Source organism: Bartonella clarridgeiae ATCC 51734 (assembly GCF_000518185.1).
Lineage (GTDB): Bacteria > Pseudomonadota > Alphaproteobacteria > Rhizobiales > Rhizobiaceae > Bartonella > Bartonella clarridgeiae.
Window position 1 is genome coordinate 188,898 of sequence record NZ_JADC01000009.1, and the last position, 12,707, is coordinate 201,604.

Annotated in this window: 11 protein-coding genes and 1 tRNA gene; 5 read left to right on the forward strand and 7 right to left on the reverse strand. The window is 33.0% G+C overall.

Features of this window, described 5'->3' with window-relative positions:
- Positions 1-73: 73 nt before the first annotated feature.
- Positions 74-931, reverse strand: a complete 858-nt coding sequence (locus T420_RS0101250; RefSeq protein WP_013544601.1) for a YopJ/AvrA family T3SS effector serine/threonine acetyltransferase — start codon at positions 929-931, stop codon at positions 74-76.
- A gap of 587 nt (positions 932-1,518) precedes the next feature.
- On the opposite strand from T420_RS0101250, the gene T420_RS07165 reads away from it, so the two are divergent.
- The gene (locus T420_RS07165; RefSeq protein ID WP_013544602.1) at positions 1,519-1,635 is read left to right on the forward strand and encodes an N-acetylmuramidase domain-containing protein; all 117 of its coding nucleotides are present in this window, start codon (positions 1,519-1,521) and stop codon (positions 1,633-1,635) included.
- A 719-nt stretch (positions 1,636-2,354) separates the two neighbouring features.
- On the opposite strand, the gene T420_RS0101260 is transcribed toward T420_RS07165, so the two are convergent.
- Positions 2,355-2,436, reverse strand: a tRNA-Leu gene (locus T420_RS0101260).
- 263 nt (positions 2,437-2,699) lie between these two features.
- On the opposite strand from T420_RS0101260, the gene T420_RS07555 reads away from it, so the two are divergent.
- The 3 genes from T420_RS07555 (at position 2,700) to T420_RS06805 (ending at position 4,581) form a co-directional block, all read left to right on the forward strand.
- A complete protein-coding gene (locus T420_RS07555) occupies positions 2,700-2,831 on the forward strand; it encodes a hypothetical protein (RefSeq protein WP_275039070.1) in 132 nt (43 codons plus the stop codon).
- Positions 2,832-2,892: 61 nt separating this feature from the next.
- On the forward strand, positions 2,893-3,165 hold the full coding sequence (locus T420_RS07115) for a hypothetical protein (RefSeq protein ID WP_049785180.1): 273 nt from the start codon (positions 2,893-2,895) through the stop codon (positions 3,163-3,165).
- A gap of 93 nt (positions 3,166-3,258) precedes the next feature.
- Entirely contained in the window at positions 3,259-4,581 is a 1,323-nt protein-coding gene (locus T420_RS06805) for a BID domain-containing T4SS effector (RefSeq protein ID WP_013544605.1), read from the forward strand.
- Between the two features lie 82 nt (positions 4,582-4,663).
- On the opposite strand, the gene T420_RS0101275 is transcribed toward T420_RS06805, so the two are convergent.
- Complete coding sequence (locus T420_RS0101275) at positions 4,664-5,284, reverse strand: 2,3-bisphosphoglycerate-dependent phosphoglycerate mutase (protein WP_013544606.1); 621 nt, start codon at positions 5,282-5,284, stop codon at positions 4,664-4,666.
- A gap of 35 nt (positions 5,285-5,319) precedes the next feature.
- Positions 5,320-6,126, reverse strand: coding sequence for a 4-hydroxy-tetrahydrodipicolinate reductase (gene dapB, locus T420_RS0101280; protein ID WP_013544607.1), 807 nt, complete (start codon positions 6,124-6,126; stop codon positions 5,320-5,322).
- A gap of 928 nt (positions 6,127-7,054) precedes the next feature.
- Between dapB and T420_RS06810 the strand changes: the two genes are divergently transcribed.
- A complete protein-coding gene (locus T420_RS06810; RefSeq protein WP_051406283.1) occupies positions 7,055-8,866 on the forward strand; it encodes a BID domain-containing T4SS effector in 1,812 nt (603 codons plus the stop codon).
- Between the two features lie 520 nt (positions 8,867-9,386).
- Here the strand turns inward: T420_RS06810 and T420_RS0101290 are convergent.
- From T420_RS0101290 to yidC, 3 genes are all read right to left on the reverse strand, one after another.
- Complete coding sequence (locus T420_RS0101290; RefSeq protein WP_013544612.1) at positions 9,387-10,079, reverse strand: glutathione S-transferase family protein; 693 nt, start codon at positions 10,077-10,079, stop codon at positions 9,387-9,389.
- A gap of 146 nt (positions 10,080-10,225) precedes the next feature.
- A complete protein-coding gene (yihA, locus tag T420_RS0101295) occupies positions 10,226-10,867 on the reverse strand; it encodes a ribosome biogenesis GTP-binding protein YihA/YsxC (protein WP_013544613.1) in 642 nt (213 codons plus the stop codon).
- Position 10,868: 1 nt separating this feature from the next.
- The gene (yidC, locus tag T420_RS0101300) at positions 10,869-12,707 is read right to left on the reverse strand and encodes a membrane protein insertase YidC (RefSeq protein WP_013544614.1); all 1,839 of its coding nucleotides are present in this window, start codon (positions 12,705-12,707) and stop codon (positions 10,869-10,871) included.

Consider the following 12,707-nt stretch of genomic DNA (forward strand, 5'->3'; position numbering starts at 1 on the left):
CCCAATAAATTACACACATCAATAATGTATGGCTCTAATTAACATTAACCAACAACATTAAAAAATGATATCGTCATCTCATTAGAGATTTATATTCAGAAACTCTTTTCTTGTGTATTGAGACAGATATACTTTTAGATGGTAATATAACCAAATTTTCTTCAAATCTCTCAACAATGGTTTGATTTTTTTTGTTAACAATTTCATCTTCAGACCCTGGATTTTTTTCTATGTACTCTTTGATACGTCTCATACCTTGCGTGTGTTTATAAAAGCTGACTGGAAGATATTTATCCAAAAGATTATAAGATAAATGGATTCCCCTATCCCATTGATCACCTTTAATATTATCTATATGTAATTTTTCTAATTTATCAGATTGACGATAAAGTTTTTTTGCGATAGCTAAACTAAAAATTCCACATTCAGATATACTTCGTTGAATATCCATTTCCGCCATAGAAAAATAACAATGAGATAATCGAGTTTCCATGATTATTTGCATTTTCGCTCCTAGAATCGCTGGTTTTGTAAGATCAAATCTTGCAGGTTCAAATAATATTAGGGATATTTTGTTATTGAGAGTTTGATGATCAACTACTCCAAAATGCGATTGATAATCACCTCCTGCGCTAACTATATATCTAGAAGACTGAATCCCTTTCTTAATTGTTTTTTTGAATGATGAAACGAAGTCTATAGGTTCTTTAATCAATTTGAGATTCATCTCTGGATATTTATCGTTTGCTTGCTTTACCAAGGCAGGCATCATTTTAAAATCTCTTTCTGCGTACACTCTATTGTGCCAATAATTATTAGCGATGTCATTCTCTAAATCTGTAATGATATTTTCTAGCGATGCATTGCTAAAGCTATCTTCAGTGTTAGGTAAACCAATAGCATTTTTTATTGCATTTAATAATCTCTGCATTAACCATTCTCCCTGTAAAAACCGAAGTTAAGTATCAAAACACTATATGACTAAATTATGCTACATATCACTTTTTTCTTTTCCTAAAAAGAAATGAGATAAAATCAATATCCTGGTTCAAGATGTTTTTATAAAAAATTTTGAATGTGTAACCTCATTCCAATTTATTGACTAAGATGATCAAAAATACTTAAATAAATTATTTCTGAATAATGTTATCTGCTTTAGTTTTTAATGAACTATTAGCACTGTTTGTTAAATCTGATGACTTCTATATAATATCAATTTCCTTAATAAGAAGAAATTTTCATAAATTGTGTTTAAATTTTATCTTTAATTATCTTCTTTTCTGTCTTGAAAAGAAAAATGGCCTTCTTAGTAGGTTTTATTAGAACTCATTTTGAATTAAGTGATAAAAGTTTTTAATGATGAACAGCGTGTGAAAATGCTTTTTGAAACATCGCTTTTTTGAGAATTTGCCACTGCATAAACGTAAGTAAGCTATGAAAACAGGCTTAGTAGAGAACAATGAATTAGTTCCCAAATGGATGCTATAAGAACAAAGGACCAATTCCTAGGTTCTTGAATTGCTTGTTTCTGCTATAACAATTAATGAAGAAGCAGCTCTTAAATCGGCTTCTTATGGTGCTGAACAAAGCTTAGGAGAAAATTATGGCATTGTTATTGCTGGATTAAGCTCTTAAAGAAGTGAAAAATGGGTGTTTTAATGTTTTTAAACGCTCAATAGAAAGAATGGATAACCTCAAGAACCACTTTACTTATATTGGCACAGCAATTTCGAATAATTGTTAGATTGGTGCCTTTTTTGTCGGTGTAGCTTTTGTGGTTGTTTCATAATGCGTCGAAGGTCCTTGTCTTAAAGCTTATAAGGATGTAAGAGCAATTTAATAGACAATTTTTTAGCAAAATGGAAATCAGTGGATTAAAAAACCTAATGATGGCAATAGCCGCATTTTTTGCTTTGTTTGGATTATTAGCAAAAGCTTTTCTGCTTAGTAAAAAATCTGGGTGCTATAGAAGATACAGGAATCTTTAAAGACAGCAACAACAGGTTTAAGGTGGAGAATGAAGTTAATAAAAAATACTGATGTGCATTCTGATCTTGCTAAGTAGGCGTGCAAGTAGGAGTCCTTCTTTATTGATTGGTCTCCAATGTATTGAGATCAGAAAGATCTCAATTGATCAATATCAATCTAGCAAAACAAGTTTTGAAGCATAAAATATGGTGAACAGTTGTGTGAGTGGCAACATGTCCAAAAAGATCAAGTCATAAAGATTAAAGAGGTTATAAAAACGAAAAGAAATCTTGATTTATAGTACGTTATTAAAGGAAAATATAAAATCCTATTCTTTCACATTAGAAATATCAATAGAATCAATATATTATATAAAAAGAACTTAGTGCCCAAAAGAGGATTCGAACCTCCACGCCTTGTGGCACAGATACCTGAAATCTGCGCGTCTACCAATTCCGCCATTTGGACAATGAAATTCATATTAAGCTTATTAAATACATTTTGTCAATGTAATTATAAAAATTATCAATTAATGGAAACTGTTAAAAATTTTACGGATGAAATTAATATATGTACAAAAAGAATAATTGATTCAAAAGTTGTTACGAATATATTGTTTAAGCAATATAATAATCAAATATAATAATTAGATTTAAAAAAACATATTAACAATAATTCAAAAAAGAGAAAGATAATAGTATATACTCTTAAATTACTTATGAAATAAAGATATGAAAACAGTTGACGGTATTAAATTTAGTTCTTTTTTGCAACAAGAATTACAAGAAGCCCTTGAAGCCAATGATTCCATCAACGGTATGTATGTGACTGATGGGATTTCTATTCCTCTCCTCTCCGCCTAAGACGATCAAGATTTTAGAAAAATATGTAAAGCATGGGGGCAACCTAGAGGAATTTAACACTATGGGGGATGCCTCTGTATCAGAAATAACTGATATAGTGCAGTTATTGGAGAAAGGGATAATATATTATGGTTATAACTATCATAATGGATCTAATTCTTCAGTACTGAAAAATAAATATGGATTAATAGATGCAGAAGCCTTTAAAAAGAGATGTACATATGATGTAGTAAAAGCAATTGTGAATCTAAAACAAGAACCGCTTCCAGAATGGTTTGATACTGATTATCTAAAATTTATTCATAAACGTTTATATGATAATGTATTTGAATAGGCTGGGTATACCCGCGATCTTTTATTTAAATTTTTAGATGGCACAGTTGCTGAGGCGCCATCGTCAATAAGAATATCGGGCTCGAACACTTACTTGGCAAGGAGTGATAAAATTGAAGAAGGTTTGAAAATAATCGACCAAAAGCTTTCCAGGAAGAATAATTGGCGGAATTTATCGCGTGAAGAATTTGTTCATAACGCATCAGTAACATTTGCATTTCTCCATAATTTACAGCCTTTTGTAGCTGGGAATGGATGCGCACAACGAATATTTTTTGAAAAAATCGCTGAGGCTGCAGGTCATAAGCTTGACTTCTCGGTTGTGACAGAAGCACGTATGCAATTTGCCGGTAGTGCTGCGTTATCATTCGGTGATAATGAAGGCAATGTAGCCCCTCTGCGTCATCTTTTTGAGGATATTTCCAATCCAGAAAAAGTGAGTGTTTTGAAAGAATTCATACAATATACAAGTGATATTAAAGGTGAAGATATTAGAGATAAAGTTATTGTAATGCCAAATGAAGGCGAAACCTATACGGGATTCTATAAAAGTTGTAGTCTAGATTCTATTATGCTCATGGTGAAAGATAGTTATGTTTTATGCAAAAAAGATTATCTTCCACCAGAAAAATTAAAGACATTAAAACTCGGTGATAGTATTACCTTTACAGCTTCAATATCAAAAGATTGTGAAAACATTCTCATTCCAGAAGAAAGACTAGCCTCTTTGACCGAAGAAGAAATTATCGAAAAAATTCAAAAAGATTTCTTTGTTCAAAAGTGTCGAAAAGAAATCAAAAGTTTATCAAAACTTATTTATGGCAATTCAGAAATGTTGAACGAACATATGGATATGATTAATATAGGTTCAAGCGCGGGTGAACAGAATGTCAGATATGCTGTTACGGATTTGCCTAAACCTATTTTAAAGTCTTCAGGTACTAAAATGTTAGGCAGAGCAGATCCAAAATACCAACAAACTGAAAAGAATGTTTTCTATCTCGATCAAAAAATTAATAGTTATATAAGCGCCGTTCTACATTCTAGGAAACGAATTCTTAAAGAGCATTCATTAGAACAAGAACGTTGCGGACAGGTAGTAAAAATGCCTTGCAAAACGGTACAAGATATTTTAAGTATGTCAGGGAATATTAGTATAGAAATCTTAAATTCTGACTTTTTGTTGTGCAAACATCTCCAAGATTTTATGTGTAAAGTTGGATCTCGTCTTTCACAAAGCGAGCGTAAAGCAATTGGTGATAATAATTATAATGTACTTGCTGAAAGTATCGGCATATCAGTAAGTAAAGCAAAGAGAGTTACGCAAATTATTAAGCGAGCCCAAGAGGTATGCCAGAAAGAAAAAGTATTCAAAGCTGATCGCTCGAGAATTATGGCTACAGGATTTTCCAAGTAAGGTTTTGCATTTTTATGTGATGGAGGGGAACTGTTTTGGAAAGCATTACTTTAAAATGCTCGTATCTATCTCGATTTAATAATTAAGGTACAATGATTTCTTTTGATTTAATTGTTGAGTCAGTGTTGAATTCGTAAATAATAGGAATTCCAGTTTCTAATTCTTGCGACATGATTTCTTCATTATTTAGGCCTTCAAGTATCATAATAAGAGCACGAAGAGAATTGCCATGTGCTACGACCAGAACAGTCTTAGAGCGTAAAACATGAGGTTGAATATGATAAAGATAATAGGGCCAGACGCGTGCACCGGTATCACGCAGGCTTTCTCCATTGGGAGGGGCAATGGTATAAGAACGACGCCAAATATGCACCTGTTTGTCTCCCCATTTTTGACGTGCTTCATCTTTATTTAAACCGGATAAATCACCATAATCGCGTTCATTTAATGCTGTATTTTTCACCAAGTGAAGGTTTGATTGCCCTAGCTGTTCTAAAATATGTTCTGCAGTTTTTTGCGCCCGCTGTAAGGCAGATGTATAAGCGATATCAAATTTAAATCCAGCTGCTTTTAGATTTTTTCCTGCTGTTATTGCTTCTGTATGACCTTTTTCTGTCAAAGCTGGATTTTTCCAGCCGGTGAAGCGATTGGTTAGATTCCATTCACTTTGTCCATGACGAATTAATACAAGCGTACGTCCCATGGTGAACTTTCTGTGATCATTGTTGATTATGAAAATTAATCTTTTAATCCTAGAACATCAAGCATTGAATAAAGACCATTTTTGCGCTCTTTTGCCCATAATGCTGCTTTTAATGCACCATTAGCAAAAATAGAACGTTCCTGCGCTAAGTGTGAAAGAACGATGCGTTCATTCAAACCTGCAAAAGTAACACTGTGATCACCAATAACTGTCCCACCTCGTGAGCAGGTAAAACCGATAGTGCCTTTTTTACGCTTGCTTGTATAGCGATTGTGTTCGCTAATATTGACATCTTTGAGTGTAACATTGCGTCCTTTAGCTGCTGCATTTCCGAGAAGAAGGGCTGTGCCAGAGGGAGCATCAATTTTTTCGGCATGATGCATTTCATAAATTTCAATATCAAAATCGTCAGCTTCTAATACTTTAGCTGCTTTTTTAACGAGATTAGCTAAAAGATTAATACCGAGACTCATATTCTCGGATTTGACAATAGTAGTATGTTTTGCAAAAGCGGCAATTTGCATTTCCTCTTTTTTGCTGAATCCAGTCGTTCCAATAATGTGGATAAGACCTTTTTTGGCGGCATAATCTGCATAGACGACGCTGGCTTGTGGCTGAGAAAAGTCTAAAATACATTCTGCGTTAGAAAAAGCATTTTCAAGATCATCAGTGATGCGGATTTTAAGTAAGTTTGAACCAATCAATATGCTAGCATCTTTTCCGATAAAAGGTGATCCTTTGCGTACAATTGCAGCGCTCAGCTTTACATCTTGCCTATATTGGAGAGCTGTAATCAATTCTCGCCCCATTTTTCCATTAGCACCAACAACTGCAAGGCGCATATTTCTCTCCTTATGACATTTTATTTTTAAAATTATAGGCAAATTCTCTTTTTTTCCAACTGTTCTTTTTATATAAGTGAACAACTTATTTTGCATTGTTTCATTATAAGTTTATAACCTGTTTATTCTCCTATTTCATCATTTTAGTAGTTACAATGACTGCTCTAAATTTACTTTTGAGAGATCATCAGTTCAGTTAAAGAAGAGGAACTTTCTCTTGATATCAAAGAGGCAGAGGTGCGGGATGTTTCGAGAAAGAATAATAGTAAAATAATAATTAGCTTACGAAGTATAAGAATTTGCATAAAAAGTATAAGATATTTTAAATTGGATAGAATATTTATGCATTAGAACCAGATCGGAGTGGGAGAGCCATATCTAATTTAGTGATTAAGAATTTTTTAATCATTTGTGTTATCCGTACTACTATTTGCACAGAGGCTGTTATCAAAAGATTGAATTTGGTCATTAATTGTCTTTTGAGTAGCGTGATAAAATCTAGAGGTGTTCTAGAAAACTTAAGATTCATTTCTATACGTAATCGATTTAGAACAAAAAGCTATTAAAATATTGTTCTATAAATTTGTAATGATATTTTCTAGTAGTTATATTTTATTACATAAATAATAATTTGTATTTTATTTAATGATTTCATCGCAAATGATTTTATTTTTAATAATTATTAAATAAAAATCACTGATTTTATATAAATATATTATGAAACATATATAATATAATATAAAAACTTAATCTATTCTTAAAATAAATTTATTTAATTAAATTGCGATTTATAAATATAAAACTTATATATTATTAAATAACATGTTGAAAATAATTTAAAAAGAAAGTATAAATTTATCATATAGATATTTTTTATCAAAAAAATAAATGATTTTTACAAATATTGATTAAAATTGGAGAGGAATTTATGGAAAATACTTCCCCAAAAATTCGCTATGAAAATGCGAGTAATTATATCCCAAGATTTTTTGATTATACCTATTCTATCCCATTATATCCCATTATATCCCATTATATCCCATTATATCCCATTATATCCCATTATATCGGAGAAGACCCAAAAGACCCAAAAGACCCAGAAGAGCTGATGTCACGTGCTAATTGTAATGATTACGTGCAAAGTTCCATCTCATTTTATGGTTATACCCATTTTGATGGTAGAACGCTGAAAAATAAATATGGAATGCAGGGTAAGGCTTTGCAGGAGAGATGTGCATATGATTTATTACAAGCGATGCTTAATCTACGAAAAGAACCGCTGCCAGAAAAGTTTGATTCTTCTTATCTAAAATATCTTCATCAGCGTTTGTACGAGAAGATGTTTGAGTGGGCTGGATGTACTTGCGATACTCCATTTACATTTTCAGATGGCACAGTTACTAAGGTGCCGATCAATAATAAAATTAAAGAGGGTTTAAAAAGAATCGATCAAATACTTGCCGAGAAGAATAATTTCCAGGGCTTATCACGTAAAGAATTTATTCATGAAGTATCGACAGTGTTTATTTTGCTTAATAAAATACGTCCTTTCATGGTTGGCAATAAATATGTACAACGAATATTTTTTGAACAAATAGCCGAAGCTGCAGGGCATAAGCTTGATTTTTCAGTTGTGACAGAAAAACGTATGCAGTTTGCCATTCATGCTGCGTTATCATTCGACGGCAATAATAATAGAGGCAATATAACCCCTATGCTCCATTTGTTTGAAGATATCTCCAATCCAGAAAAAGTGGGTATTTTAAAGGAATTTATGATATACATAAGAGAGACCGATGTTATCACGCCCGAACAGATGCACAATAAGATTATTGTAATACCAGATGAAGGCAGTACCTATACAGGTATTTATAAAGGTTGTAGCCTAGATTCCATTATGCTCATGGTGAAAGATAGTTATGTTTTATGCAAAAAAGATTATTTTTCACCAATAACAGTAAAGACATTGCAGCTTGATGATAAGCTTACTTTTAGAGCTTTAATGCCAGACAACTTTAAAAATATTCTTATCCCAGGAGAAGAATTACCTTCTTTAACGGAAAAAGAAATTGTTGCAAGAATTGTAAAAAATGCCTCTGTCCAAAAGTGTCGAAAAGAAATCGAACGTTTATCAGGGCTTGTTTATGGCAACTCGAGAATGGTGAACGAATATATGTATCTGATTAATACAGATTCAAGCTTGGGTGAGCACCATGTCAGAAATGTTATGAATTTTCCTCAAGCTACTTCTAAGTTTGCAGGTATCAAAATATTAGGCATGAAAAGTCAAAAATACAAACAAGCTGAAGCGAAAGCTTTTGATCTCAGTCAAAAAATTGATGATTATATAAGTATTGTAATCTCTACTAGAGAAAACATTCTTCAAGAACATCAATCAGCACAAGAACGTTGCAAAAAAGTGTTAGAAATGCCTAGCCAAGCATTGCGAGATATTCTTAATTTGCCAAAAGAAGATCGGATAACAACTTTAAATGCCAATCCTTCTCTTCACAAAGAACTTGAAGATTTTATGAGTAAAATCAAAATTCGTTTTTCACCAAACGAGCATAATGCAATTGGTAAGAATCGTTATGAGCAACTTGCTCAAAGTGTCGGCATATCAGTAAGTAAAGCACGGGAAATTACACAAATGATCAAGCAATCGCAAGAAGCATGCATGCAAGTTAAAGCATTCAGAGTTAGTGACACGAGAGTAAAGACTGCAGCTTTTGCAGTATAAAGCTTTGTATCTTTTTTATATAAGGGAACAACTTGTTATGATTAGTTCACCATAAATTGCTGATTTGTTTATCCTCCTATTTCATCATTTTAGTAATTAAGTAATCATAGTAATTATTATAATGATTATTCTAAACTCGTCTTTGAAGAATTATCAATTCCGTTGAAGAAGAGCTTGTGCTTTATACCAAAGAGATCGAAGTTACTAGATTTTCTAGGAAGAACGATAGTGAAATAATAATTAGATTATGAGATATAAGTATTTGTATAAAAGTTATAGGATATTTCAAAATTGGATAAAATATTTGTGTATTAGAACCATATCGAAGCAGGAGAGTGATATCTAGTTAATGATCAGGAAATTTGCAATCATTTATTTGATCAAAATTACTGCCTTTGCGATAGCTTTTATCAAGAAATTGAAGAAGATTTTTATTTATATGAAATGTAGTCTTGTAATAATAACATACAATTTTTGTACAGATATTTTAATATAAAAGACTTAAGTTATACGCTTCTGGTTAAAAGTCAAGATCAGCATAATGAGAACTAGGTGCAATTCCTCGAACACGATCCATTAAAAGAGGCCGAAAAGAAGGACGGGATTTAATTCGCGTATACCATTCGCGGGCAGCTGGGAATTGTTTCCAGTCAATTTCTGCTAAAAAGTCAAGTACAGAAACAGAAGCTGCAGCTACTAAATCGGCGTAAGATAGTTCGGAGCTAGCTAACCAGTCGCGGGATGCACAAAGCCAATTTAGGTAATTCATATGTGGTACAATATTGGCTCGAGCGTTGCGTAAGATTTGCGAGTTAGGTGCTCCACCACCAATAGCTAATGGCATTTCACGTTTATAGATTCGCTCTCGCACAATATGGCGTGTAGCTTCATTTTCAAATTTGTTTAAAAACCAATCAATAAGACGGCGTACTTCAGCGCGTTCTAAAGAAGTTTCTGGAAAAAATCTCTTTTCTTGCCGTAAACTACCACGTGTTTCATCTAAATACTCACAGATCACAATGGCACCTGATAATGGAACTTCACGTTCAGCAAGAAGAACGGGTAAATGTCCTGCCGGATTAAGAGCAAGAAATTCACTCCTTCTTGCCCATTCATGTTCTTCAATTAGGTGAGTGGCTACACAATATTCTTCAAGAATAATGCGTATAAAACGGGAAGCAGAAGAGAGAGGATAATGGAAAAGTGTTAGCATAGTTTATACGATCAGATAGAGTCGATGGATTCTTTAAAAGCAAAATATTTTTATAAAAGCGCTTTGCTATAAGTACAAGGCTATTAATAACTGTTGGCTATTTTTATAACACATTAATTAGAGAATTAGAGACGTATTTTATTATGTTATGTAATGACTTGTATAATGGCAGTGCGTAATTCTTCTAAACCAAAAGTTTTTTTTGCAGAGGTTACTAGAATTTCAGGATAAGCTGCTGGATGTTTAAGAAGTTTTGTTTTTGTGATCATTATTAAAGCTTTAAGCGCATCTGATTTTATTTTATCACTTTTGGTTAACACAATTTGATAAGAGACTGCTGCTTTGTCAAGAAGATTAAAAGTCTCGATGTCGTTTTTTTTAATTCCGTGACGTGAATCAATCAAAACATAAACGCGTTTAAGTGTTGTACGGCCCCGTAAATAGTCAAAAATTAAATGTGTCCAAGCGTTAACTAGGTGTTTAGGAGCTTCAGCAAAACCATAGCCTGGCATATCTACGAATGCTATAGGAGGAAAATTTTGTGATTGTCCATTAAAACCATCAGGTATGAAATAATTTAACTCCTGAGTACGTCCTGGTGTATTAGAAGTACGTGCTAGGTTTTTTTGTTGAACTAATGCATTGATGAGAGAAGATTTTCCAACATTGGAACGTCCTGCAAATGCGATTTCTGGTGGTCCTTCGGCTGGTAGAAATTTCATTGTAGGTACACCGCGAATGAAAATCCAATTGCAGACGAAAAGTTCTGAAAGGTTAGGATATTGCATATCATTTATGTATTTCTTTTTTGGTATCTTTTTGCACAATAGCTTTCAGATTATCAAAAAACTCAATTTTTACGCCTTGACATTTCATTATGATGCTTTGCTGAATAATCGACAATATATTGTTCCATGCCCAATAGATTACAAGTCCAGCCGGGAAAGATGCTAGCATAACAGTGAAAATAACCGGTATCCATCTAAAAACTATAACTTGTGTTGGATCTTGAGGAAGCGGATTCATTTGCATTTGCAAAAACATTGTTATCCCCATAATTAAAGGCCATGCACCAAGAGTAAGAAATACTGGTACTGTATAAGGTAATAAGCCAAATAAATTAAAAATAGAAGTTGGGTCGGGCGCTGCTAAGTCTTTAATCCAACCAAAGAAAGGCGCATGTCGCATTTCAATAGTGATATAAAGAACTTTATAGAGAGCAAAAAATATAGGGAATTGAATCAGTACGGGCCAACAACCTGCAAGGGGATTAATTTTTTTGGTTTTATACAATTCTATTATTGCTTGTTGTTGTTTATTCCGGTCATGTGCGTACTTTTCTTTAATTTCTAGCATCATCGGTTGTATAAGTTTTATATGCGCCATAGACTTATAAGATTTATGAGCAAGTGGGAATAAAAGTATTTTTAAGAGCACTGTGATAAGAAGGATAGTAACACCAAAATTTCCTGTATATTTATAAAGTATGTCAATGAAAGCAAACATTGGCTTGGTAATGAAATCAAACCATCCCCAATCAATGAGAAGACTGAATTTATTAATTTTTAATTGATTTTGATAGTGATTAATGATTTCAACTCGCTTTGCACCAGCAAAAAGGCGGTTGGTAATGGTTTTTGTTTCATGAGGGGAAACTGTTAAGAGCGCACTTTGCAGGTCGGATTGATAATGGGTGTTTAATTGATCAAAATAAACAAAACGGCTTGTATATTCTTTATCTTGTGGAGGAATAACTGCCACAGCCCAATATTTATCGGTTATACCGACCCATCCTCCTGTAACGTTAGAGAAAATAACACTCTTCTGACCATTTTTAGGATTAGGATTCAGCTCTGCTAAGGCTGTGTATTTTTCAGTTTTAAGCGAATCACCTGCAATACCAATCATACCTTCATGGAGAAAATAGGTTGCATTTGTATCTTCCGGTGGTGCAGCACGTGCAATTCGAGCATAAGACGAAAGATGTATAGGACTGCTACTTTCATTGCTAATAGAATCCTTAATGGTAAACATGTAATGATTATCGACTGAAAAAATGCGGCGAAAAATTTGCCCCTGTCCATTATTATAGATTAAGGTGATAGGGGTTGAAGGTGTTAATATTGTATTGTTACCTTCAATTTGCCATTTTGTATTAGATTGTGGCAAGGCCTTTGCTGGTAAGGATGAACTTATAAAACTGAATTCAGCAAAATAAGTTGTTGTAAGTCCATTAGGATTTAACAAAATAATTTCTGGTGATGTTTTATCGACTGTTAGGCGATATTTTTTGAGAAGAAGATCGTCAAATTTTCCACCAACAAGATTAATAGAGCCTTCGAGTTCATTGGTTTTAATTAAAACACGGTTTGTTTTAGCTAATTCTGCTTTACGAATTTCAGGCGTTACATGATGATTGGTTATAGATACTATTTCATCTTTCAATCCATGATTAGAAAAATGCATATCATTCGCGGGAAATGTTGAATTATGATTTGATAATTTATGTGCAATTATTTTTGATTCCTGCAATTTCGCTTGTTGAGGAACAATATACAAGAAATGCCATGCAACAAAAACCACAAAAGATAGTCCAATGGCGATAAAAAAATTGCGATTATATTCCAT